Genomic DNA, 24183 nt, shown 5'->3' with positions numbered 1-24183 from the left:
ACGAGAATGGACCCATGCGCACGGCGACGATCACGGTGAACGGACGCGTGCAGGGTGTGGGGTTCCGCTACGCACTGCACGACGAGGCGCAACGGCTCGGGCTGCGCGGATGGGTGCGCAACCGCCGCGACGGCTCGGTCGAGGCGCAGGTGGCGGGCGATCCCGACGCCGTCGAAGCCCTCATCGCCTGGGCGCACGAGGGTCCGTCGACGGCCCGCGTCGACGACGTCGATGTGATCGAGGGCACCACCGATCCCGGCGACGGGTTCGAGATCCGCGCGACCGCCTAGAGCGGAAGACCCGCCCGCAGCTCGGCGAGAACGTCGGCGGCATCATCCAGACGCGCGAGGCCCGCAGCCTGGCCCAGCCACAGCGACAGCAACTCGGCGTCGCCGCTCGCCGCGGCGGCCTGACGGAACACTCCCGTGAGCCAGTTCTGCGCCGGGAAGGGCGCGATCTCGCCGGACTCCTCGATCGCCCGCACCGCGTCGTTGGGCACTCCGCGCGCGAGCCGACCGCTCATCGCCGTCGTCAGAACGGTGGTGGTGTCGGATGCCGAGGCGATCGCCTCACGATGCGCCCGCGTCGCCGCCGACTGCCTCGTGCGCAGGAACGCGGTGCCGACCTGCACGCCCTCGGCCCCCAGGGCGAAGGCCGCGGCGACACCCCGACGATCGGCGATGCCCCCCGCCGCGATCACCGGCACCCCCACGGCGTCGACGACCTGGGGCACGAGGGCGAACGTGCCGACGAGCGAAGCCGAGGCGTCGCGCAGGAACGAGACCCGGTGACCACCCGCCTCCATTCCGGTCGCCACGATCGCGTCGACACCCGCGGCATCGAGCGCGCGGGCCTCGTCCACCGACGTGGCCGTTCCGATCACGCGGATGCCGAGCTCTCGTGCGGTCGCGAGGGTCGCGGCATCCGGAACGCCGAACACGACGCTCAGCACGTCGGGGCGCGCGTCGAAGACGGCCTCGAGCTGCTCGGCCACGGGCGGGATGAAGGCGCGCGGCGCCTCGGGGCGGGAGATGCCTGCGCGCGCGAAGAGGTCGCCCGCGGCGTCGACGTAGCGCTGCAGGTCGACGTCGTCGGGGGTGACCTCGTCGCCCCGCGGCATCCACAGGTTGACGGCGATCGTCTTGTCGGTCGCCGCGCGCAGAGCAGGGACGGTGTCGCGGATGCGCTCGGCCGCGTAGCCGTAGAGGCCGAACGATCCGAGCCCGCCCGCCTCGCTGACCGCGGCCGTCAGCCCCACCGACGACAGGCCGCCGAACGGGCCGAGTACGATCGGCACCTCGACGCCGAGCACCTCCCGCAGACGCGACATGATCAGTCCATCGGTCGCAGGAGTCGGTCGAGGAAGCGCTTGGTGCGCTCCATCTTGGGCTGACGCAGGATCTCGGACGGAGTGCCGCGCTCGACGATCACTCCCCCGTCGAAGAAGAGCACCTCGTCGGCGACTTCACGGGCGAAACCGAGCTCGTGCGTCACGATGACCATCGTCCAGCCCTCGGCCGCGAGTTCGCGGAGTACCGTCAGCACCTCGCCCACGAGTTCGGGGTCGAGGGCACTGGTGGGCTCGTCGAAGAGCAGCAGCTGCGGCTGCAGCGCGAGGGCGCGCACGATGCCGACGCGCTGCTGCTGTCCGCCGGAAAGCTCGGAGGGATACGCGTCGCGCTTCTCGGCGAGGCCGAAGCGGGTCAGCAGAGTGTCGGCGCGGGCGATGGCCTCGGCCTTCGCGACGCCGTGCGCCTGCGTCGGCCCCTCGATGACGTTCTGCAGCACCGTCAGGTGCGGGAACAGGTTGTGGTGCTGGAAGACCATCGCCGACTTGTCGCGCAGCGCCGTGCGGTCGGCCTTCGACACCTTGCCACCGAACTCGACCACCGGACCCTGATCGAACGCCACGACGCCGGCATCCGGGGTCTCGAGTCCGTTCAGGCAGCGCAGCACCGTCGTCTTGCCCGACCCCGACGGACCGATCAGCACGAGCACGTCACCGCGGCGCACCTCGAGATCGACGCCGTCGAGCACGCGGTTCGTTCCGAAACTCTTCTGCAGCTCGGTCGCTGCGAGCAGCGGGGCGGACGGTTCAGTGAGCGACATGGCGGTCCAGCCTCTTCTCGAGGGCGTTCTGCCCGAACGACAGCACCAGGCAGAACAGCCAGTAGATCAACGCCGCCTCGAGGTAGACGGCCATGAATTCGTACGAGAACGCCGCGATGTTCTGCGCCTGGCGGAAGAGCTCCGTGACGAGGATCAGCGACGCGAGCGAACTGTCCTTCACCAGCGAGATGAAGGTGTTCGACAGCGGCGGCACCGACACCCGGGCCGCCTGCGGGAGGATGATGCGGGTCAGCGTCTTGGTCGGCGACAGGCCGACGGTGTGCGCGGCCTCCCACTGCCCGCGGGGGACGGAGAGGATCGCGGCGCGGATGATCTCGGCCGCGTAGCCGCCGACGTTCAGCGAGAAGGCGATGACCGCCGCCGGGAACGGATCGATCGTGAGCCCCAGCGACGGCAGGCCGAAGAAGATCACGAACAGCTGCACGAGCAACGGCGTCCCGCGGATGACCGAGATGTAGAACCGGGCGATGCCCGACAGCACGAGGTTGCGCGAGAGGCGCATGAGCGCCATCAGCAGGGCGAGCACGAGACCGATCGCGAACGAGGCCAGCGACAGCGGAATGGTGCCGGTGAACCCGGCCAGCAGCATGGGCCAGAACGATTCGACCAGGAGCGACCAGACGTCGTTCATGGGCTTCCTTCCTCGCGCGGGCGCGGATCACCCGCGGCGGACGCCGCAGCGGATCATCCGCCGTCCACGCTACGGGTGGGTGGCGGATGATCCGCGGGGCTTTACATCGGGCTTACTGGGTGACGTCTGCGCCGAAGTACTTCTCGCTGATCTGCGCGAGAGTGCCGTCGGTACGAAGCTCGTCGAGGGCGCCGTCCACGGCATCCGCCAGCTTGTCCTGACCCTTCTTGAACGCGAACGCGCTCTCGGAGGTGTCGTCGGTCTGCGCGGCGATCTTCAGGCCCGTGGGGCTGTTCGTCTTCTCGTAGTCGAGGTAGGTGAGCTGGTCGTTGACCGTGGCGTCGACCCGGCCCTGCTTGAGCAGCGCGACGGCCTGCGCCCAGCCCTCGACGGCTTCGACCTGGGCACCGCTCGAGGTCGCGAGCTCGTACCAGTTGCTGGTGAGCGACTGCGCGGTGGTCTTGCCCGACAGGTCGGCGAAGCTCGAGATGCCGTTCTCGTCTTCGGTGGTGACGATCACGCCACGCGACACCGTGTACGGCGAGCTGAAGTCGTACTTCGCCTGACGGTCGGGGTTGATCGAGACCTGGTTGGCGATGACGTCGAAGCGACCCGCATCGAGGCCCGCGAAGATCGCGTCCCACTGGGTCTCCTGGAACTTCACCTGCAGGCCGAGCTTGTCGGCGACGGCCTTGGCGATCTCGACGTCGAAGCCCGTGAGCTCGCCGGCGCCCTCGTGGTACGAGAACGGGCGGTAGGTGCCCTCGGTGGCGACGGTCAGCGTGCCGCCCGAGACCAGACCGAGGTCGGCGCCCGCGGCGGGATCGGTCGTGGAGGAGCCGCCGCTGCAGGCGGTCAGCGCGAGGGCGCTCAGGCCCAGGGTGGCGGCGAGGACGGTCAGACGGCGACGGGGCATAGCTGTTCCAGACATGTGTGATGTGGGGGGGGTGGCGCGGTGCGGCGCCGGACGTGGTCGGTGCGCGAGCGCACCCTCCAGCAGAACACGCCGCGGCAGCGGAGTCTTCCCGGATGACGCTGTATTGCACGATCGTGCACGCGCCGGCAACGCAGAAGCCCCGCCGCGCAAGGCGCGACGGGGCTTCCGAAGTGACGGATGTCACATGATGGAGTTGACGTCCAGCGGGATGCCGGGGCCGAACGTGGTCGACACGGCGCCCTTCTGGATGTAACGGCCCTTCGAGCTCGACGGCTTGAGGCGGACGATCTCCTCGAGAGCGGCGGCGAGGTTCTCGTCGAGCTGCTCAGCGGTGAACGATGCCTTGCCCACGACGAAGTGCACGTTGGCGTGCTTGTCGACGCGGAACTCGATCTTTCCGCCCTTGATCTCCTCGACGGCCTTGGCCGGGTTGGGGGTCACGGTGCCGGTCTTGGGGTTCGGCATGAGGCCGCGGGGTCCGAGGACCTTACCGAGGCGACCGACCTGGCCCATGAGCTCGGGCGTGGCGACGGCCGCGTCGAACGCGGTGTAACCGCCGGCGACCTTCTCGATGAGCTCGGTGCCACCGACCTCGTCGGCGCCGGCGGCGAGAGCCGCCTCGGCCGCGGGGCCGTTGGCGAAGACGATGACGCGCGCGGTCTTACCCGTGCCGTGGGGCAGGATGACCGTGCCGCGAACCATCTGGTCGGCCTTACGGGGGTCGACCGCGAGCTTCAGCGCGACCTCGACGGTCGAGTCGAACTTCTTCGAGCCGGTCTCCTTCGCGAGGGCGACGGCCTCGGTCGGGGTGTAGAACGTGTCGGCCGCGATCTTCTCAGCAGCGGCGCGGAATGCCTTGGACTTGGTAGCCATTGTTATCTCCCTCAGTCCTCGACCGTGATGCCCATGGAACGGGCGGTGCCGGCGATGATCTTCGAGGCGGCCTCGATGTCGTTCGCGTTCAGGTCGGGCTGCTTCGTGGTGGCGATCTCGCGGACCTGGTCCTTGGTGAGCTTGCCCACCTTGACCGTGTGGGGCGTCGACGAGCCCTTGGCGAGACCGGCGGCCTTCTTGATGAGCTCTGCGGCGGGGGGCGTCTTCAGGATGAACGTGAAGCTGCGGTCCTCGTAGACGGTGATCTCGACGGGGATGACGTTGCCGCGCTGGGCCTCGGTCGCCGCGTTGTACGCCTTGCAGAACTCCATGATGTTGACGCCGTGCTGACCGAGCGCCGGACCGATGGGGGGCGCGGGGTTGGCCGCACCCGCCTTGATCTGGAGCTTGATCAGGCCGGTCACCTTCTTCTTGGGTGCCATATCCTTTTCCTCTCTCGAGCGGGGCCGTGGCGGCTCCCTCTCTCCCGCACACCCGGCGGATTCCGGGCAGCGGTCGTCGCGCGCTGACGCACGCAACCTGCCCATCATACGCGACGTGACGCCCGTCGGCATCCCACCCTCCCGACGCAAGGAGAGCGGCGCCCGCCGGGAACGGCGAACGCCCCGCCGGACGAGCCGGGCGGGGCGTTCGCGAAGACGCGGGTGGGCGTCAGACCATCTTGGTGACCTGGTCGAACGACAGCTCGACCGGGGTCTCGCGCTCGAAGAGCGACACCAGCACCGTGAGCTTGCCGCTCTCGGGCTTGATCTCGCTGATCGTGCCGGGAAGACCCGCGAACGAGCCCTCCTTGATCGTGATCGTCTCGCCGGTCTCGAAGTCGACCTCGGCGGGGATGACGCGCTGCGCGGTCGGAGCACCCTTGACGGCGCCGCCCTTCGCGGGAGCGGACTCTTTGACCTCGACGAGGCTCTTCAGCATGTTGAAGGCCTCTTCGAAGCGCAGCGGCGTGGGGTTGTGGGCGTTGCCCACGAAGCCCGTGACACCGGGGGTGTGACGCACGACCGACCAGGTGTCTTCATTGAGGTCCATGCGCACCAGCACGTAGCCGGGGATGCGCACGCGGTTGACCATCTTGCGCTGGCCGTTCTTGATCTCGACGACGTCCTCCATGGGGACCTCGACCTGGTAGATGTCGTCCTCGACCTCGAGCGTCGACTTGCGCTGCTCGATGTTGGCCTTCACCTTGCGCTCGAAACCGGCGTAGGAGTGGATGACGAACCACTTGCCGGGGAGCGACCGCAGCTCGGCGCGGAACGCCTCGTACGGGTCGGCGTCTTCGTCGGTCTCTTCGGCGTCGACATCGGTCGCGGCGTCGGCCGGCGACTCGGACGCCTCGGCCTCGTCGACGACGGATGCCGCGGCGGAGACCTCGTCGACGAAGTCCTCGTCGAGCACGGGCGCGTCGGGCTCGCCGTTGATGTCGGGACCGTCGTAGGGGGTGACCTCGTCGGCGGCCTCGGCGGCCTCTTCGGCCTGCTCCTCGGCGAGGGCGTCGGTGAGCACCTCGGCGGCGGCCTCGGCCTCGCTGGTCTCGTCGATCTCGAGAGCGTCGTTCACGATCGCGTCCGCCTCCGGGTCGGTGATGTCGATGTCGCCGAGGTCGGCGTCGTCGGTGTCGGTCTCGTCGTCGACGACGTGCACGGCGGAGTGCTCGGCCGAGTCGGAGGCGCGCTCCTGCGACTCGAGCACGTTGCCTTCTTGGGCCTCGTCGTCCTCGCTGGACTGCTCGGCTGCCGTCGCCCAGTCGGCGTCGTCGACATATCTTTCAGACACTGTGATCTCTTCCGTTCAGAGGCGGCCGCTCCAGGCGCCGCGCGTCCGTCCAGACGCGGTCAGGCGCCGGCGGTACCGGGGACGCCGAAGACGGCGGTGGTGATCCACACGAACAGCACGTCGAGGCCGTAGACGATCGCCATCATGACGACGACGAACCCGAGGACGACGGCGGTGAACTTCAGGAGCTCCTGCCGCGTCGGCGTGACGACCTTGCGCAGTTCTGCGAAGACCTGACGAATGAAGAGAGCGATCCGCGCGAAGAAGTTCAGCTTCTTCTCGCGGGGCGCGCCGCGGTCTGCGACGATCTCGCCCTTCGCCTCTTCCTGCGTCATCGAACCACCTAGGTCTGTCTGTGTGCCAGCGTGCGCTGTGCGCAGGGCGGACAGGAATCGAACCTGCAACCTGCGGTTTTGGAGACCGCTGCTCTGCCAATTGAGCTACCGCCCTAAGATCCCGACGGGATCCAGGATTCGAAACCGACATGCGTTCCGCCTGGAATCTCTCGGGGAGGGATGCCGCGTGCCCGGGGGCACGGCGAAAGAATGCAGATTTCGACTGCACTCCCCAGTCTATGTCATGAGGTCGGACCTGGCGAACCGAGCCGGCCCCACCGGGCATGTCGCGGAGCGCGCCGCACCCCTCGGTCGGAGCGCATGAGAGCGCGCGGACCGAGGGGTGCGGTGGGGGGTCACGCCGAGCGGATGAGCTTCTTGTTGACGAACTCGTCGGCCGCCAGCAGGCCCATCTCTCGCGAGGTGCCGCTGCGCTTGACGCCGCCGAAGGGCAGCTCCGGCGAGTCGGCGAGCACGAGGTTGACGTAGACCATGCCGGCCTCGATCTTGTCGGCGATGCGCTGGGCCTGCTCGGCATCCGTGGTGAACACGTACGAGCCCAGGCCGTAGCCCGTGTCGTTGGCCAGGGCCACTGCCTCGTCTTCACCCGAGACCCGGTAGACCACGCCCACGGGGCCGAAGAACTCCTCGCCGTAGGCGTCCATGTCCTTGGTCACCCCGGTGAGGACGGTGCCGGGGTAGAACGCCCCGTCGCGCTTTCCGCCGACCTCGACGGTGGCGCCCTGCGCCTGCGCGCGCTGCACCTGCTCGTCGAGCCGCTCGGCCGCGGTCAGCGACGAGAGGGGCCCGAGCACCGTGTCGTCGGCGAACGGGTCGCCCACCTTGGCCTCGCCGAGGGCGGCGGTGAACTTCGACAGGAAGCCCTCGTACAGGTCGTCGGCGACGATGAAGCGCTTGGCCGCGTTGCACGACTGTCCGTTGTTGTCGAGGCGCGCGTCGACGGCCGCCTGCACCGCGGCGTCGAGGTCGTCGGTGGACAGCAGGATGAACGGGTCGGACCCGCCGAGCTCGAGCGCGACCTTCTTGAGGTTGCGGCCGGCGATCTCGGCGACCGCGGCACCCGCGCGCTCCGAGCCGGTGACCGAGACGCCCTGCACGCGACGATCGGCGATGATGGTCGCCGCCTGGTCGTTGGTGGCGCGGATGTTGACGTAGGCACCCTCGGGGAGCCCGGCGTCGCGGTAGATCGCCTCAAGCGCCTCGGCCGACTCGGGGCACTGCGGCGCGTGCTTGAGGAGGATCGTGTTGCCCACCGCCAGGTTCGGCGCCGCGAAACGGGCGACCTGGTAGTACGGGAAGTTCCACGGCATGATGCCCAGCAGCACGCCCAGCGGGGAGCGGCGGATCACGGCGGTGCCCTCGGCCGGGATGTCGAGCGGGGTGTCGCCGGTGATCTTGTCGATGTTGTCGGCGTAGTACTCGGTGATGTCGGCCGCGAAGTCGACCTCGCCCAGGGCGGCCTCGAGGGGCTTGCCCATCTCGCGCACGATGATGGCCGCGAGCTCGTCGCGGCGCTCGCGGTGCAGCTCGGCGACGCGGCGGATGGCCGTGGCGCGCTCGGCCGGGGCGGTCGCCGCCCACACGCGGTAGCCCTCGTGGGCGGAGGCGATGGCCTCTTCGACCCCGGAGTCGCTCAGCGTGTCGTACTCGGCGAGGGTCTCGCCGGTGGCGGGATTGACGACGGCGTAGTCGCTCATGGTGCTCCTTTTCGTTTCGTTGTCAGGTCGTGCGGCGACGGCGGGCGCTGGCGGGCGCCTCGCGTCCCAGGGTCTCACCGCGGAAGAAGCCGGGGCTCTTCACGCGCTGGGCGATCATGAGGACGATCCCCACCACGATGATGACCACCGTGATGACGAAGACCAGGCCCACTCCCCCGATCTCGGAGCCCGAGCCGTAATCGGGGCTCGCGCTGTCGATCAGCGTGGTGACGAAGAGCACCGCGAGGATCACTCCGCCCACGAGCGGGGCGAGCAGCGTCAGCAGCACGTTGCGCACCGAGTCGAACCACTGCTTGCGGAAGTACCAGACGCACGCGAAGGCCGTGAGGCCGTAGTAGAAGCAGATCATCGCGCCGAGGGCCGTGATGGTGTCGGTGAGCACGTTCTCGCTGAGCACGCGCATGACGGCGTAGAACACGGATGCCACGATGGCCGACACGATGGTGGCGTAGCCGGGCGTGAAGAAGCGCGGGCTGACCTTCGCGAACTTCGCCGGCAGGGCGTCGTAGTGCGCCATCGCGAGCAGCGTGCGGGCGGGTCCGACGAAGGTCGCCTGCAGCGACGACGCGGAGCTGGTGAGCACCGCGAGCGAGACGAGGAAGGCGAGGGGGCCGAGGATCGGTCCCGAGAGGTGGAAGAAGACGTTCTCCTGGATGTCTTCGTTACCCAGTCCCAGTTCGCCCGTGCCGTTGCCGGCGAACATCAGCAGCGCGACGGCGATGAAGAGGTACAGCGCCACGATCAGGAACACCGTGACGGTGGCCGCGCGACCGGGGGTCTTGTCGGGATCCTTCGTCTCCTCGTTCATCGTGAGGATGACGTCCCACCCCCAGAAGATGAAGATCGACAGCGAGAGCCCGGCGGCGAACGCGCTGAACGAGTCGACCTCGAACGGGTTGAACCACGACAGCTGCACGGGGCTCGCGTCGAAGGCGTTGCCGTTCGTCATCTCGACGACCGCCGCCCCGGCGAACACCAGCAGCACGAGGATCTGGAAGCCGACGAGGCCGTACTGCAGACGCTGGGTGGTCTGCAGGTCGCGGTACGACACGATCGTGGCCAGCAGCATGAACAGCAGGCACACCGCGATGTTGATCGGCACGACCCGCGTGAGCTCGGCGATCTCTGCGTTGCCGCTGATCTGCGCGATCAGAAGGAACAGGAAGTCCACCGCGATGCCGGCGAGGTTCGACAGCACGATCACGGTCGCAGCGATCAGACCCCACCCGGCCATCCAGCCGACCCAGGGCCCGAAGGCGCGGGCCGCCCAGGTGAACGAGGTGCCGGCATCCGGCATCCGGGAATTCAATTCGCGATAGCCGAGGGCCACCAGCAGCATCGGGATGAACCCGACGAGGATGATCGCGGGCACCTGGAACCCGACGGCCGAGACCGTCGGACCGAGGGCCCCGGTGAGGGTGTAGGCGGGGGCGATGGTCGAGATGCCGATGACGACGGCGCCGACCATGCCGATCGAGCCGACCCGGAGTCCCTTGTTGGAGATGCCGGTGGTGACGGCGCTGTCGGGTGCGGGGCTCGCCTCGTTGCGAGAAGTGGTCATGAGGAGGTCTCCGAGGTGCGGGGCACCACGATCATGGGAACGGGCAGGGCGCGGAGGATCCGCCCTGCGGTGGAGCCGAGGAACAGCCGGCGCGGCTGGGCCAGCCGGCTGGAGCCCACGAGGGCGATCTCGCCCGGCATCCAGTCGATGCGCGACACCGCGTCTTCGATGTCGGAGCCTGCGCCGACGACGGCCTCGGCCTCGATCTCGGCGGGGAGGGCCGTGCGGACCGACTCGAGCACGCTCTCGGCGTGCGCCTGACCGGTCAACCGGGTCAGCGACGCGTCGACGCGCCCCGGCAGGTCGACCCCCGCGAGCGAGAGGAGTCGCAGCGGAGCGTTCGCCCGGCGGGAGACGGATGCCGCGGTGTCGAGCAGCACGTCGGCTCCGGGGCGGGTGCCGATCGCGGCGGTGATGCGCGGGAGCCCCACAACGGGATCGACGTCGCGTGCACCCTCGGGAGCGAGGGCGACGGGGACGGGAGCGGAGTGCACGAGCTCTTCGGCGGTCGTGCCGAGGCGGTGCCGGCCGCGCGGCCCTCCCCCGCCGGTGCCGACGACGATGACGGCCGCCCCGAACTCCTCCGCCGCCGAGACCAGGCCGTCGGAGACGGACGACGCGAAACGCACGTGCCCCCGGATGCCGGGATACGGCGCCAGCGCCTCGCGCAGCCAGCCGCGGGCGGTGTCCTGCACGAGACGCTCGTAGCCGGCATCCGTCGGGATCGAGACGTTGTTCTCGGCCGAGGGCAGCACGACCACGACGTGGACGGACGTGTCGAGCACGGCACCCAGTCGCGCCCCGAGGGCGAGGGCGTCGGCGCCCGCGTCGGTCGCCGTGTAGCCGACGACGACGCGGTCGCCGCTCATCCGCGCGTCCGCTCGAGGATCTCGTCGGCGGCGCGGTGGCCCTGACGGATCGCTCCGTCGACGTGCTGGTACCCCGCGCCGGCCATGTCGCTGCAGGCGAGGTGGATCGCGCCGACGGGCTCGCGCAGGTCGGCGCCGTAACGGTGCAGACCGCCCATGTCGAAGCTCGCGGCGTACGCGCCGCGCGTCCACTCCTCGGTGCCCCAGTCGCTCTCGTAGTAGACGACGGGGTTCTTCGCCTCGGGGCCGTAGTAGTGCGACAGCGACTCGAGGATGCGCTCGCGGCGCTCCTCGGCGCTGAGACGGAAGACGTCGTCGGCGTTCTGGTCGGACACGAAGCCGACCAGGGTGCCGCGCTCGTCGCCGTGGTTGGTGTTGTCGTAGGCCTCGTGGACGAGCTCGTACGGGCTGAAGGCGGTGCCCGACAGGCCCTTGTCACGCCAGAACGGCGTCTCGTAGACGGCGTGCACCTTGATGACGAAGCCCATCGAGATGTGCTGGTGCATCTGGTGCTGCACGCGCGGCAGCGGGGGCTCGAACGAGATGCGCGAGTAGAGCACGGGCGCGAGCGCCAGCACGGCGAAGCGGGCGCGCACCGTGACGCCGTCGGCGATCACCGTGACCCCGTCGGACGAGGACTTCGCCGCATCGACGCGGGCGGTCAGCGCACGCAGGTCGGCGACGCGCTGCCCCGTGGCCGCGTCGGCGGGGCTCGCGGGGGTCGCCGATGCGGCACCCCAGACGATGCGGCGCACGGGCTGGTTGAGGATCACGTCGTCGCCGAGGCGCTCGGCGAGCAGTTCGGGAACCTGCTGGAGGCCGCCGGCGACACGCTTGTCGAGGATGAAGTCGGCGTCGACGAGGTTCGAGTACGAGCCGGCGGATGCCGCCATGAGCAGCGACTGCAGCAGCGAGAAGGTGTGCGTGGGCTTGGTGAGCATCGCCGAGCCGGTCGCGAAGGCGAGGTTGCGCACGGCCTCGTCGTCGTCGGTCTGCTCGCGCAGCCAGGCGTCCCACGAGATCTTGTCCCACTCGGCGGCGTTCGGGTGCTCCCACGGCTTGTCGGGGTCGATCTCGGCGACCATCTGATCGAGACGCGCGGTGATGTCGTCGATCGCCTTCTCGGTCTCGGGCGCGACGGGGAACATCTCGCCCGTGAAGCGCTTGGCGTCGCCGCCGGGGCCGACGTAGACGCTGTCGCCCTCGCGGTAGCGGCTGTAGGTCTCGAGCCCGAGGTCGGCGACGGTGTCGATGAGCGCCGTCTGGTCGGGCGAGACCCACTGGCCGCCGAGCTCGAGCATCGCGCCGTCGACCACGTCGGTCCACAGGCGCCCGCCGACGCGGTCGCGCGCCTCGAGCACGACGACCGACAGTCCGGCCGTGCGCAGGTCGTTGGCGGCGGTCAGGCCGGCGGCGCCGGCTCCGATGACGACCACGTCTCGGGTGATCTCGTCCATGGAAGCGTCCTTAGGTTTGTCGTTCGAAGTCGGAAAGTGTGGCCCCGACGGCGGCGGGCTCTCGGGTCTTCCGCCGCCGTCGGGACGCCTGTCAGCTGCGCGCGAGGGCCGCGGCGACGACGTCGAGGCCCTCGGCGAGCAGGTCGTCGCCGATCGACAGCGGGGGCAGGAACCGGATGACGTTGCCGTAGGTGCCGCAGGTGAGCACGATCACGCCTTCGGCGATCGCGGCCTTGGCCACGGCTGAGGTGAGCGCGGCGTCGGGGGCGCCGGTGGCGGGGTCGACGAACTCGGCGGCGATCATCGCGCCGTGGCCGCGCACGTCGCCGATGCGCGGATCGCTCTGCTGCATCTCGCGGAGGCGACCGAGCAGCAGCTCGCCGATCTCGCGGGCGCGCCCGACGAACCCTTCGTTCTCGAAGGCGTCGATCGAGGCCAGGGCGGCGGCGCAGGCGATGGGGTTTCCGCCGTAGGTGCCGCCGAGGCCGCCGGTGTGCGTGGCGTCCATGATCTCGGCGCGGCCCGTGACCGCCGCCAGCGGCAGACCGCCGGCGATGCCCTTGGCCGTGGTGACGAGGTCGGGGACGATGCCGAAGTGCTCGCTGGCGAACATTGCGCCGGTGCGGGCGAAGCCCGACTGCACCTCGTCGGCGATGAAGACCACGCCGTTGTCGCGGCACCAGTCGACGATCGCGTTGAGGAAGCCGTCGGCGGGGACGATGAACCCGCCCTCGCCCTGGATGGGCTCGATGATGACCGCGGCGAGGTTCTCGGCGCCGACCTGCTTCTCGATGAGCGAGATGGCCTTGGCCGCGGCATCCGGTCCCGAGAGCCCGTCACGGAACGGGTACGACAGCGGAGCGCGGTAGACCTCGGCGGCGAAGGGGCCGAAGCCGCTCTTGTACGGCATGTTCTTCGCCGTCAGCGCCATCGTGAGGTTGGTGCGGCCGTGGTACGCGTGGTCGAAGGCGACGACCGCCTGACGACCGGTGAACTTGCGGGCGATCTTGACGGCGTTCTCGACCGCCTCGGCGCCCGAGTTGAACAGCGCGCTCTTCTTCGCGTGGTCGCCGGGGGTGAGGCGGTTCAGCGCCTCGGCGACGGACACGTACGAGTCGTAGGGCGAGATCATGAAGCACGTGTGCGTGAAGGCGGCCACCTGCTCCTGCACGGCCTTCACGACCGCGGGGTGGGCGTTGCCGACGCTGGTGACGGCGATGCCCGAGCCGAGGTCGATGAGCGAGTTGCCGTCGGCGTCGACGACGACTCCCCCGCCGGCCGCGACGGCCTGGATGGGCACGGTGTGGCCGACTCCGGATGCCACGGCGGCGGCCTTGCGCTCGAGGAGCTCCTGCGAGCGCGGGCCGGGGATGGCGGTGACGAGGCGGCGCTCCTGCGGAAGGGTCGGACCGCCGACGAGGGGAAGGGTGTCGAGGCTCATGGCGGCGATGCTACGGACGCCGCCACGGAGCCCGCACTCTCCTGCCTGTACAGTCGCAAGCGCCCTCATATACGTCTCGTACAGGAGAATCCATGGCCGACAACGCCGTCGCCCCGCCGAGCCTGCGCGCCCTGCTCGCCCGCACCGACTTGCACCTGCGCCTGGTCGTCGACGAAGCCGAGCTGCCAGACGGCAGCATCGACCGGGCCGTGCGGTGGGTGCACTCCAGCGACCTCGCCGATCCGACGCCGTTCCTCAGCGAGGGGCTCGTGCTGCTGACCACGGGCACGCAGTTCGCCGACGCCGCCCCGGCCGACTACGACTCCTACATCGGACGCCTCCTGGCGCGCGGGGTGCGCGGACTGGGCTTCGGCACCGAGGTCGTGCGCGAGGGCATCCCGGCGGGACTGTCGGCGGCGTGCCTGGCCGGCGGGATGCCGCTGTTCGAGGTGCCCTACCGCACCCCCTTCATCGCGGTGGCCCGCGCCGGCGCCGAGGCCATCGCCGCCGAGTCGTACGCGCGGCGCAGCTGGTCGCTGTCGGCCCAGCGCGCCGTCTCGCTCGCGGCCCTCCGCCCCGACGGCCTGTCGGCGACCCTCGCCGAACTGTCGCGGCAGCTGGACTGCTGGGTCGGCCTGTTCGACGCGGCCGGCACGCTCAGCACCGAGCACCCTCCGGCGCGACTCTCCTCCCCCGCCCTCGACGCCGTCGGAGCCGAGGTCACCACGATGCTCCGCCGGGGAACGCGCGCCGCGTCGACCGTGCGCCCGGACGACACCTCGGTGAGTCTGCAGACCCTCGGCCGCGGCGGGCACCTGCGCGGAGTGCTCGCGCTCGCGGCCGACGACCTCGACCACGAGGCGCGCAGCGTCGTGACCGCCGTTGTCGCGATGGCCGCCCTCGCCCTCGAGCAGCAGGACGGCCTCGGCCGGGCCATCGGCACCTTCCGGGCCGGGCTCGTGCAGTCGCTCGCGACCGACGATCCCGCGCTGGCCCGGCGCGCGGGCCGCGACCTGTTCGGCCCGCTGCCGACCGCGCCGGTCGTGGTGGCGCTGACGCCCGCGGCATCCGCCCGCTCCACCGCCCTCGCCGAGTGGCTCGAGCTGCGCGCACAGGAGCGCCGCGGCGAAGTGTTCTTCGGCCGCGGCGACGACGGCCTTGTCATCGTCGTACCCGCCGGCGCGCGCGACACGCTGGCCGAGGTCGCCGAGCGGTTCGAGATCGTCGTCGGGTGCTCGGCACCCACCGGCTACGACGCGTTCTCGGCCGCCCTGACCCAGGCGCGCACCGCGCGCGACCGGCTGGCCACGCCCGGCGTCGCCGACTTCGCCGACACCGCGCGGGCGGGTCTTCTCGCCGCCCTCGGCTCCGAGGCCGCGCGCACCGTCGCCGCCGGCGCACTGGTTCCGCTGCGGACCTACGACGAGGCGCAGGGCTCGGCGCTGCTCGAGACCCTGGATGCCTGGCTCGCCCACGACTGCTCGCACGAGGCGACCGCTCAGGCCCTCGGCATCCACCGTCACACCGTGCGCGCCCGCGTCGCCCAGGCCGAGCGCGTGCTCGACCGCGACCTGTCGTCGTTCGGCGCGCGCGCCGAGCTGTGGGCGGCACTGCGGCTGGCGAAATAGGCCGGGCCGCGGGCGCCGTCGTGCGGACGGGACGCCCGACACGCGCTGCCGCGGGCGCCGTCGTGCGGAGGTGACGCCCGACACGCGCTGCCGCGGGCGCCGTCGTGCGGACGGGACGCCCGACACGCCGGATGCCGGTGCCCCTGGCCCGGCGCGTCGCCCGCCGGATCCGCACGACGGCGCAGCCCCCGCGCCCGCTCAGCACCCGCAGCTGCGGCGCACCACGACCCTGGCCTCGAAGACGACGTCGAACGCGCCACCGGACGGAGCGGCACCCGCGGTTCCGGCGAGGATGCGGGCCGCCGCGCGCCCCATCGCCTCCATCGGCTGACGCACGGTGGTCAGGGCCGGAGTCGTCAGGCGCGAGCCGAGGGTGCCGTCGAAGCCGGTGACCACCACGTCGTCGGGCACGCGCAAGCCCTCGGCCTCGAGGGCGTCGAGCAAGGCGAACGCGTGCTGATCCGACGCGCAGACGAAGGCCTGCGGCATCCGCCCCGCCGCGATCAGCGCGCGCACCTGCGGCACGAGGTCGTCGGCGCCCCGGACGGTGGCATCCACGACGCCCGGGCGAGACCGGATGCCGCGATCCTGCAGTTCCGCGAGCATCGCGTCGTGACGCTCGACCACGTCGGCCGCCTCCGGCCGCCCCACGAACGCGAGATCGGTCGCGGCATGCTCGTCGATGAGATGCGACACGAGGGCGCGCATGCCGCCGGCATTGTCGACGCGCACACGGTGATGCGCGTCATCGGCGGGAGCCGTGCTGAACAGCACGATGGGGATCGACGGCGAGTGCCGGGCGAGCGTCGGTGCGGTCTGCGGCGACGGGAAGATGGCGAGCCCGTCGACGCGCCCCACGGTGTCGGCGACCGACACGTCGGTGTCGGACCCGCTGCTGAGCATCACGGGCCGCCCGAGCGCCCAGCACTCGAGCTCGAAGCCGCGCTGCACCTCGTCGACGTACAGGGGGAAGGCTCGAGGGTCGCTCAGCACCTCGTCGTCGGTGTCGTCCCAGCCGATGGGCGACCCGGTGTCGAGCCGCGGCGACTTCAAGCCGCTGAGCGGCCGTGCGAGCGGATCAGGGCGCTCCAGCAACAGGTCGAACGCGTGCAGGCCGAGAGTCCCCGTGCGACCGCGCGCGAGGCCGCGGGCGGCCGCACTGGGGGCGTACCCGAGACGTCGCGCGGCATCGAGCACGCGTTCGCGCGTCGCGTCGCTGAGCTTGTCGGGTCGGCGGAACGCGAACGACACCGACGCGATCGAGACGTTCGCCTCTTGCGCGACGTCGTACACGGTCGGTCGACGCGTCGCCTGTCCCTCCGCCATCGGCCGCTTTACCCCCTCTGCCCCGCAGTCACCAGCGCGTCCGTGAGCTCCAGCCCATGGTGCACGGGGAAGACGGGATCGCCGGTGTCCGACGGTACATCCTCGCGGGAGGAACGCACGGCATCCATCGATCGGGGGATCTCGATAGGCAGGCGACCGCGCGGCAGCACGCGCCCGGTCAGCGCATCGAGCACGGCGCGCGCCGAGCTGCCGTAGTCGGCCACGATCGCCGCCGCGTGGCCCACGAACGGGGTGAGGATCGCCGGGCGGTCGAGGTTCACGACGATGACCAGCGGGCAGGATGCCGCGATCTGATTCAGGCGGTAGACCAGGCCGGGCGCGAACTCGAGCGAGCCCTGGTGGAACCACGCCTCGAGGAACAGGTCGTCGCGCGGGTCGAACGGCGCCCCGATGCGCACGATCGCCAGATCGGCCTGCAACGGGTCGGCGACGACCTCGCCCAGTTCCGCCACGTCGTCGGCCCGGAACCCCTCGGCGTACACGGCACCGACCGAGCGCAGCGGAAGAACGGGGCGGCCGTCGCGCTCCTCGTTGACGAGCACCGTCAGCGAGCGCGCCTGCGCCTCCTCGCCGAGAGCGCGGAACTCCGGGTTGCCGACGATGCGCTCGGCGGCATCGACGTCGACGTAGGGGTCGTCGAAGAGGCCGAGCTCGAACTTCACGCGCAGCAGGCGGCGCACCGATTCGTCGATGCGCTGCTCGGACACCCGGCCCGCGCGGACGAGCTCGAGGAGCATCTCGACGCACTCCTCCCCTCCGAACTGGTCGGAGCCGGCATCGAGGATCTTCTCCATACGCTCGACGGCGGTGAGGTGCTCGACACCCCAGGCGCGGGCAGGCAGCACCTGATCGCCCACGTGGTTGTCGTTGACGAGCTCCCAGTCGGTGACGACGACACCGTCGTAGCCGAGCTGCTCGCGCAGCAGGCCCGTCACGATCTGCCGGTTGTAGCCGAAGCCGACCTCCTCGATCGCTTCGCCGTCGACCTCGAGGCCGATCGGCATGCCGTAGTACGGCATCATCGCGGCGGTGCCGCGGCGGATCGCCTCGCGGAACGGCTCGAGGTGGTAGTCGAACATCCCGCCCGGGTACACCTGCTCGCGGCCGTAGGGGAAGTGCGCGTCCTCACCATCCTGCTGCGGCCCTCCGCCGGGGAAGTGCTTGGTCGTGCAGGCGACGCTGTCGGGCCCCAGCTTCTCGCCCTGGAACCCCCGCAGGTACGCCGCGGTGAACTCCGTCACGCGCGCGGCATCCTGCCCCAGGGTCTGCGCCTGCCGCCCCCACCGGGGCTCGGTGGCCAGATCGATCTGCGGGTGCAAGGCTGCCCGGATCCCCACGGCGACGTACTCCCGGCGCGCCACCTCGGCGAACCGGCGCACCGTCTCGACGTCGTCGAGGGCGGCGAGTCCCAGCCCCTCCGGCCACTGCGAGAAGGGACCCGCCGAGAACGCGACACCCGTGTTCTCGACGAAGGCGTGCCGCGGGTCGGTGCTGATGGTGACCGGGATGCCGTGCGGCGTCGACTCGGCCAGCGCCTGCAGGTTGTTGTTCCAGGTCGCCGCCTGACGGGCCGTGCGGATCGCGTGCACGTTGAAGTGGTTCATGTTCTTGTGCACGACCACCGTGGTCGTGGGCGACTTCGAGATCGCGCCCGGCGCCTCGAGCACCTCGCCGTCGTCGCCGACCTCGATGACGGTCTGGAACATCAGACCGACCTTCTCTTCGAGGCTCAGACGCCCCACGAGATCTTCGGTGCGTTCGTCGGCGCTCCGGCGCGGGTCTTCATAGGGGTCCATCACGCCGTTGCCGTTCAGGTCGCGGAAACGCGTCCCGTCGGGGGCGGTGGAGAAGCGGGGGGAGGTCATGGGGTCCTTTCGAGGGCTCGGGTCTCGTGCGGGGCGCGTGGCCTTCGCGTCACTTGAGACCGGTCGAGGCGATGCCCTGGATGAAGTAGCGCTGCAGGAAGACGAACAGCAGGATGATGGGCGCGATCACCAGCACCGACCCCGCCAGCAGCAGGCCGTAGTCCGTCGCGTTCTGGCCCGTCGAATACAACGACAGCGCCACGGGCAGGGTGTACTTCGCCTCGGTCTGGGCCGCCACCAACGGCCAGAGGAAGTTGTTCCACGAAGCGAGGAAGGTCAGGATGCCGAGGGTCGCCAGCGGCGGGCCGCAGAGGGGCATCACGATGCGGGCGAAGATGCGCAGCTCCCCCGCCCCGTCGATGCGCGCGGCCTCGAGCAGCGGGTCGGGGATGCCGAGCATGAACTGCCGCATGAGGAAGACACCCAGCGGCGTCGTCACGAACGGCAGGATCAGCGCCGCGTAGCTGTCGACGAGACCGAGCGACGACACCATCACGAACAGCGGCACGAAGGTGACCACGCCGGGCACCATCAGCGTCACCATCACGACGATGAACAGCGCCTTCTTGCCCGGGAAGTCCATCTTCGCGAGCGCGTAGCCGACCATCGAGCAGAAGACGAGATTGCCCGCCACCGTCAGCACCGCGACGAGGAAGCTGTTGCCGAAGAACTGCCCGAAGTTCAGTTGCCCGAACCAGGCGGCGAAGTTCTCCCAGGTGAACTGCTGGGGCCACCAGGTCGGCGGGCGCTGCAGGATCTCGCGCTGGGTCTTCACCGAGCCCAGCAGCATCCACGCGAACGGCAGCACCCAGACGAGCAGGCCGACCACCAAGACGACGGAGGTGAGCAGACGACCGGGGGTCATCCGGTCGGCCGGACGACGTCGACGACGGGGCGCCTCGGTCGTCTCGACGACGGCGGCCGGAGCCGCGGGAGTGGTGAGGGTCATGACGGCTCCTGACGTCAGTCCTGCGAGCGCAGCAGGCGGAACTGCACGAGGCTGAGCAGCGCGATGGCCAGGAACAGCAGGTAGCTGGCCGCGGAGGCCGTGCCGTACTGCCCGAAGCCGAACTGCTTGAACGTGTAATAGGCCACCGAGAGGGTGGAATTGAGCGGACCGCCCTGGGTCATCACAAAGGCCTCCTCGAAGAACTGCAGGAAGCCGACCGAGATGAGCACCGCGCCCAGCAGCAGCGTGGGACGCAGCAGCGGGAGGGTGACCGAGGTCAGTCGCCGCCACGACGAGGCGCCGTCCATCAGGGCGGCCTCCTTGACGTCGGTGGGGATCGCCTGGAGTCCGGCGAGGAAGATCACCATCAGCGTGCCGACGTTTCGCCACACCGCCATCGCGATGAGCGACGGCAAGGCCGTCGAGGTGTCGTTGAGCCAATCGGGCCCCTGGATGCCGATGATCGCCAGAGCTGAATTGAGAAGCCCCTCGGGCTGCAGAATGTAGCGCCAGACGACGGCCACGGCCACGATGCTCGTCACGACGGGGGCGTAGAAGCCCACGCGGAGCACCGAGACGATCCGGCCCTTGCTGGCGTTCAGGGCGAGCGCAAGAGCCAGGGCGAGCGCCATCGTGACCGGGATGCCGACGATCACGAACGTCGCCGTCACCCCGAGGGAGGTGAGGAAGACGGGGTCGGAGAGGACGCCGGCGTACTGCTCGAGCCCGACGAAGTTCACCGCGAAGGGCGAACGGATGTCCCGCGAACGGAAGTCGGTGAACGACATGGCGAAGGACCCGACGATCGGCACCACCATGAACACCGCGAAGACCGCGACGAACGGCAGGGCGAAGCCCCACGCGACCCATCCCTGGCGCCGGCGGCGGTTCGACACCCCGCCGGCGCGGACGCGACCGGGGGCCGGAGCCCGCCCGGTCGCACCCACGACTGCCTGCGTCATGATCTCAGCCCAGACCCAGCTGGTCGGCGGTGGCCTGGAGTTCCTTCAGACCATCGGCCGGGGACTGCTGACCGAGACGGATCTTCTCGAGCATGGCGTCACCGGCGGCGGCCACCTGCACCCAGGTCGTCGTCGCGGGCACCGACTTGGCCGTCTCGAGCTGCGTGCCGAAGGCGGCGAGGGTCGACGACGACGCCAGCGCATCGTCCTTCCACGCGTCCTGCACGGCGGGCAGGTCTCCGGTCGCGGCGTACCACGACGCCTGCGTCTCGGGCTCGGTCAGCCACTGCACGAGCTTCCACGCAGTGGCCGCATTGTCGGAATCGTCGAAGACCGCGAGGTTCGCGCCGCCGCTGAACGAGGTCGACGACTCCTTCGTGGGCAGGACCGCAGTGGTGAACTTGTCGCTGAAGCCCTCGCCGCCCAGTTCTTCGAGCTGTCCGATCAGGAACGGTCCGTCGATGAGCATCGGGGTCGAGCCCGCCACGAAGTCCGCCTCCTGCGCGCCGGCCGAGCGATCGGCGGCGGGGTTCGCGACGCCGTCGGTGTAGAACGACTGGTAGTACTCGTAGGCCTCGACGGCCTCCGGGGTGTCCAAGGTCCACTCCGACCCGTTCTCGAGCGCGACGCCGTTCGACCACGGCATCCAGAGATTGCCCTGGAACGAGTCGTTGCCGGCCGGGAGCCGCATGCCGTATTGCGCGCCGCCCTTGGACTGCATGTCGGCGGCCATCTGCTTCAGCTCGTCCCACGTGGTGGGGGCCTGGTTCCAGCCGGCCTGGGCGGCGATGTCGGTGCGGTAGTACAACACGCGGGTGTCGACGTACCAGGGAACACCGGTCGCGCGGTCGTCGATCATGGTCGAGTCGAGCGCACCGGGGAAGATGCCGTCGGTCGACAGGTCGGTCGGAACGGTCTGGAGCGCGTCGCCGAAGTCGGCCATCCACGTCGAGCCGACCATCGCGAGGTCGGGGGTGTTGCCGCCCGCGATCGCCGTCTGGAACTTGCTGTACGCGGCATCCCACGGCACGGGGGTGACGTCGACGGTCACACCGGGGTTGGCTTCTTCGAACTGCTTCACGAACTCGGGCAGGGCCTCGCCCTCAGCACCCATCGCCCACATCGTGAGCGTGCCCTCGGCCTTCGCGTCGCCGATCGTCGAGGCCTCAGCGGCACCGGAACCGGTGTCGGAGGCGCGTCCGCAGCCCGTCAAGGCGATCGCGGCGACCGCGACGACGGCCACGGCGCTCCATCGGGTGATCTTCATCGTGTTCCTCCTCGAACCTGGGCGACCGTCGTCGGTCGCCTTCTGCACGTCGTGGTCAGTTTATGCGCATAACCTGGATAACCGCAAGGCGCGAGTCCCGCGGCTGTGGACGCCCGGCTGTGCGTGCGGAGGTCACTCCGGGCGTGCCGTCCTGCGGATGCGAGCCTCGACGCGCCGCGGGTGCGCGGATCCCTCCGCGCGTGCCGTCCTGCGGATGCGAGCCTCGACGCGCCGTGCGCCCGCCCCTCCCGCCCGGCGTGTCTCTCGCGGCATCCGCAGGACGGCGAGGCGCCCGCGGCGCCCGGACAATCCGGCCCGCGTCAGCCGGTAGGCCCGACCGCGGCATCCGTCGGGCCCGACCGCGGCATCGCCCGCCGGCGACTCGCACGTCGCGGGCGCGCCGTCCTGCGGACGAGAACCCCGACACGCCGGATCGCGCGATCCTCGGACGGCGTGTCTCCGCCGCGGTCCGCACGACGGCATCCCCTGACCACATCCCCTGACCACATCGACACCGGACGAGCCGCGTAGGTGCGGCTGATCCACAGGACAAGATCCTCGGAGTTCGTCCACAGACAGCGGCATCCACCCCGCGCGCTCTCGCCGCCTCGCGACACAGTGGCCGCATGTGTTCCGCTGGCAGCCGCATCCGTCGCCGTCTCGACCTCTACCGCGATGGATGGTCGCGCGCCCGAGTGGACCGCGCGGTGGCGTCCGGAACTCTGGTGCGCCTCCGGCGTGGGATCTACGCGGATGCCGACATCTGCACGCCCCGTCGGACCGCGGCGCAGCACGGAGGGGCACTCGCCTGCGTGACAGCGGCGCGGCACCTCGGTCTCTGGGTGCTCACCCCCTCCGGCGACCAGCACGTCGGACTGACCCACGACGGTCACGGACTCGCCCACGCGGCGTGCGCGTGCGTCGAGCACTGGGATCAGGACCGAACCGACCGGTTCGCGACACCCGGCGTCATCCGCATCCTGCGCCAGATCCTGCTGTGCCGCGGTGTCGAGGAGTTCTTCGTCGCCGTCGAATCCGCGTTGCACCTGCGAGCGATTGCGGCAACCGATATCCCCCGGCTCGCCTCAGGCCTGTCGGCTGACGCGCGGCGTGCACTGCAGTTCGCCCGTGACGACGCGGAGAGCGGACTCGAGTCGCTTCTGCGTTGGCGGCTCCGCCATCTGAACCTCGACGTGCGCACACAGGTGTCGGTCTACTCGGTGGGCAGAGTCGATCTCCTCGTCGGAGACGCCCTCATCATCGAGGTGGACGGGGTCGAGAATCACGGCGGAGCCGACCACCGCCACAAGGATCTGCGTCGCGACGCTCGAGCCGCCGCGTGGGGGTTCGTCACCCTCCGTTTCGACTACGCCCTCGTGGTTCACGACTGGCCGACCGTCGAGGCCGCCATCCTCGGCCTCCTGACGAGAGGCCTCCACCGGCGCTGAGGCCTCCGCCCCACCCGGGTTTCGCTGTCATTCCTTCCGCCGTCCTGCGGACCACACCCCCGACACGCCGTCCGGCCACCCCGCCCCCACGGCGTGTCACGTCTCCAATCCGCACGACGGCGAACCACCCCCGGCACACCCACACCCGCCGTCCTGCGGACCACACCCCCGACACGCCGTCCGACCGCCCCGCCCACACGGCGTGTCACGTCTCGGATCCGCACGACGGCGGACCGAATCGGGGCGGATGCCGCGAGCGCGGCGGCCCGAGGGCGTCAGCCGCGCGGCTCGAGGTAGCCCCGCACGAACTCGAAGAACAGGGCGGACATGTCGACCGATTCGTCGAGGAGCCACTGCTGCTGCAGGCCGTCCATGACCGCGCTCAACAGGCGCGCCGCGCGCTCGGGATCGACGTCGGCGCGCACCTCGCCCGCTGCCTGGCCGGCGCGCAGCAGGTCGGCCGCGGTCTCGGCGCTGCGGCGGTAGCGCTCGGCGAACGCCGCGTGCGAGGGGTGCCCCGGGTCGCTCGCCTCGGCGACCACCAGCGTGTACAGCGAGGTCAGGCCGCGGGTCGTGGCGTTGTGGGCGACGACCTTGCGCATCTGCTCGACGAGCGTGTGCTCGCGGGGGTCTCCCGCCGCTGCTCGCACGCGCTCGTCGCGCTGCCGCAACACCTCGGCGAACAGTTCCTCCTTCGACGAGAAGTGGTGCATCACGCCGGCCGGGGTCAGCCCGACCCGCGTCGCGACCTCGCGCAGCGACCCCGCCGTCACACCCGACCGCCCGAAGACGACGACCGCCTCGTCGACGATCCGCTGCCGGGTCTGCTGACCCTTGGAGTAGCTCCCGCGGCGAGCGCGCGGTGCGGTGGCGTCGGTCATCGGCATCCTCTCCCCCGGGCGCGACGATGCCCGGCACCCCACGGGAACCGGGCATCGAGCGATCGA

Annotated in this window: 22 protein-coding genes and 1 tRNA gene; 3 read left to right on the top strand and 20 right to left on the bottom strand. The window is 70.4% G+C overall.

From position 1 onward, the window contains the following. The first annotated feature begins 14 nt into the window (after window positions 1-14). Window positions 15-290: an acylphosphatase gene (locus FS769_RS09305; RefSeq protein ID WP_144832758.1), complete on the top strand. Its 276-nt coding sequence runs from the start codon at window positions 15-17 to the stop codon at window positions 288-290. Here the strand turns inward: FS769_RS09305 and FS769_RS09300 are convergent. The 14 genes from FS769_RS09300 to gabT all read right to left on the bottom strand — a co-directional run bounded on the left by FS769_RS09300 (window position 287) and on the right by gabT (window position 13770). Further along, on the bottom strand, window positions 287-1330 hold the full coding sequence (locus tag FS769_RS09300) for a nitronate monooxygenase family protein (RefSeq protein WP_144832756.1): 1044 nt from the start codon (window positions 1328-1330) through the stop codon (window positions 287-289). The genes FS769_RS09305 and FS769_RS09300 overlap by 4 nt on opposite strands. Window positions 1331-1332: 2 nt before the next feature. Beyond that, window positions 1333-2109 (bottom strand): amino acid ABC transporter ATP-binding protein, encoded by a 777-nt coding sequence (locus tag FS769_RS09295; protein ID WP_144832754.1) that lies wholly within the window; start codon window positions 2107-2109, stop codon window positions 1333-1335. Further along, window positions 2096-2761: an amino acid ABC transporter permease gene (locus FS769_RS09290; protein ID WP_144832752.1), complete on the bottom strand. Its 666-nt coding sequence runs from the start codon at window positions 2759-2761 to the stop codon at window positions 2096-2098. Before FS769_RS09290 ends, FS769_RS09295 begins: the two co-directional genes overlap by 14 nt. A gap of 112 nt (window positions 2762-2873) precedes the next feature. Continuing rightward, a complete protein-coding gene (locus FS769_RS09285; RefSeq protein ID WP_144833120.1) occupies window positions 2874-3677 on the bottom strand; it encodes an amino acid ABC transporter substrate-binding protein in 804 nt (267 codons plus the stop codon). A 201-nt stretch (window positions 3678-3878) separates the two neighbouring features. Then, complete coding sequence (gene rplA / locus FS769_RS09280; protein WP_144832750.1) at window positions 3879-4571, bottom strand: 50S ribosomal protein L1; 693 nt, start codon at window positions 4569-4571, stop codon at window positions 3879-3881. An 11-nt stretch (window positions 4572-4582) separates the two neighbouring features. Continuing rightward, on the bottom strand, window positions 4583-5014 hold the full coding sequence (gene rplK, locus FS769_RS09275; protein ID WP_013585556.1) for a 50S ribosomal protein L11: 432 nt from the start codon (window positions 5012-5014) through the stop codon (window positions 4583-4585). A 229-nt stretch (window positions 5015-5243) separates the two neighbouring features. Further along, window positions 5244-6368, bottom strand: coding sequence for a transcription termination/antitermination protein NusG (gene nusG, locus FS769_RS09270; protein WP_144832748.1), 1125 nt, complete (start codon window positions 6366-6368; stop codon window positions 5244-5246). Between the two features lie 59 nt (window positions 6369-6427). Beyond that, window positions 6428-6703 carry a preprotein translocase subunit SecE gene (secE, locus tag FS769_RS09265; protein ID WP_144832746.1) on the bottom strand — a complete coding sequence of 92 codons (276 nt, stop codon included), beginning with the start codon at window positions 6701-6703 and terminating at the stop codon, window positions 6428-6430. 42 nt (window positions 6704-6745) lie between these two features. Beyond that, window positions 6746-6818: transfer RNA gene (locus FS769_RS09260), tRNA-Trp, on the bottom strand. A gap of 241 nt (window positions 6819-7059) precedes the next feature. Further along, window positions 7060-8421 carry an NAD-dependent succinate-semialdehyde dehydrogenase gene (locus FS769_RS09255; protein WP_144832745.1) on the bottom strand — a complete coding sequence of 454 codons (1362 nt, stop codon included), beginning with the start codon at window positions 8419-8421 and terminating at the stop codon, window positions 7060-7062. Between the two features lie 22 nt (window positions 8422-8443). Continuing rightward, complete coding sequence (locus FS769_RS09250) at window positions 8444-10003, bottom strand: APC family permease (protein ID WP_144832743.1); 1560 nt, start codon at window positions 10001-10003, stop codon at window positions 8444-8446. Further along, entirely contained in the window at window positions 10000-10872 is an 873-nt protein-coding gene (locus tag FS769_RS09245) for a universal stress protein (protein ID WP_144832742.1), read from the bottom strand. The genes FS769_RS09250 and FS769_RS09245 overlap by 4 nt, the downstream gene beginning before the upstream one ends. Continuing rightward, window positions 10869-12329, bottom strand: coding sequence for an NAD(P)/FAD-dependent oxidoreductase (locus FS769_RS09240; protein ID WP_144832740.1), 1461 nt, complete (start codon window positions 12327-12329; stop codon window positions 10869-10871). Before FS769_RS09240 ends, FS769_RS09245 begins: the two co-directional genes overlap by 4 nt. 91 nt (window positions 12330-12420) lie before the next feature. Then, window positions 12421-13770 (bottom strand): 4-aminobutyrate--2-oxoglutarate transaminase, encoded by a 1350-nt coding sequence (gene gabT, locus FS769_RS09235; RefSeq protein ID WP_186325493.1) that lies wholly within the window; start codon window positions 13768-13770, stop codon window positions 12421-12423. 92 nt (window positions 13771-13862) lie between these two features. Between gabT and FS769_RS09230 the strand changes: the two genes are divergently transcribed. Then, window positions 13863-15398, top strand: coding sequence for a PucR family transcriptional regulator (locus FS769_RS09230; RefSeq protein WP_144832736.1), 1536 nt, complete (start codon window positions 13863-13865; stop codon window positions 15396-15398). A 198-nt stretch (window positions 15399-15596) separates the two neighbouring features. On the opposite strand, the gene FS769_RS09225 is transcribed toward FS769_RS09230, so the two are convergent. The 5 genes from FS769_RS09225 to FS769_RS09205 are packed head-to-tail and all read right to left on the bottom strand — an operon-like array spanning window position 15597 to window position 21788. Next, window positions 15597-16724 (bottom strand): LacI family DNA-binding transcriptional regulator, encoded by a 1128-nt coding sequence (locus tag FS769_RS09225; protein ID WP_144832734.1) that lies wholly within the window; start codon window positions 16722-16724, stop codon window positions 15597-15599. An 8-nt stretch (window positions 16725-16732) separates the two neighbouring features. Further along, window positions 16733-18610, bottom strand: coding sequence for a glycoside hydrolase family 3 protein (locus FS769_RS09220; RefSeq protein ID WP_144832732.1), 1878 nt, complete (start codon window positions 18608-18610; stop codon window positions 16733-16735). 49 nt (window positions 18611-18659) lie between these two features. Next, the gene (locus FS769_RS09215; protein ID WP_186325492.1) at window positions 18660-19559 is read right to left on the bottom strand and encodes a carbohydrate ABC transporter permease; all 900 of its coding nucleotides are present in this window, start codon (window positions 19557-19559) and stop codon (window positions 18660-18662) included. A gap of 14 nt (window positions 19560-19573) precedes the next feature. Continuing rightward, a complete protein-coding gene (locus FS769_RS09210; protein ID WP_144832730.1) occupies window positions 19574-20521 on the bottom strand; it encodes a carbohydrate ABC transporter permease in 948 nt (315 codons plus the stop codon). A gap of 4 nt (window positions 20522-20525) precedes the next feature. Next, window positions 20526-21788: an extracellular solute-binding protein gene (locus FS769_RS09205; protein WP_144832728.1), complete on the bottom strand. Its 1263-nt coding sequence runs from the start codon at window positions 21786-21788 to the stop codon at window positions 20526-20528. Between the two features lie 626 nt (window positions 21789-22414). On the opposite strand from FS769_RS09205, the gene FS769_RS09200 reads away from it, so the two are divergent. Then, complete coding sequence (locus FS769_RS09200; protein WP_144832726.1) at window positions 22415-23236, top strand: type IV toxin-antitoxin system AbiEi family antitoxin domain-containing protein; 822 nt, start codon at window positions 22415-22417, stop codon at window positions 23234-23236. 275 nt (window positions 23237-23511) lie between these two features. Here the strand turns inward: FS769_RS09200 and FS769_RS09195 are convergent, their stop codons facing one another. Continuing rightward, the gene (locus FS769_RS09195) at window positions 23512-24117 is read right to left on the bottom strand and encodes a TetR/AcrR family transcriptional regulator (protein ID WP_144832724.1); all 606 of its coding nucleotides are present in this window, start codon (window positions 24115-24117) and stop codon (window positions 23512-23514) included. Window positions 24118-24183: the final 66 nt, after the last annotated feature.

Source organism: Microbacterium sp. BH-3-3-3 (genome assembly GCF_007679045.1).
Lineage (GTDB): Bacteria > Actinomycetota > Actinomycetes > Actinomycetales > Microbacteriaceae > Microbacterium > Microbacterium algihabitans.
The sequence above is the reverse complement of the archived record's forward strand: the minus strand, read 5'-3'. Positions and strand labels throughout refer to the sequence as shown.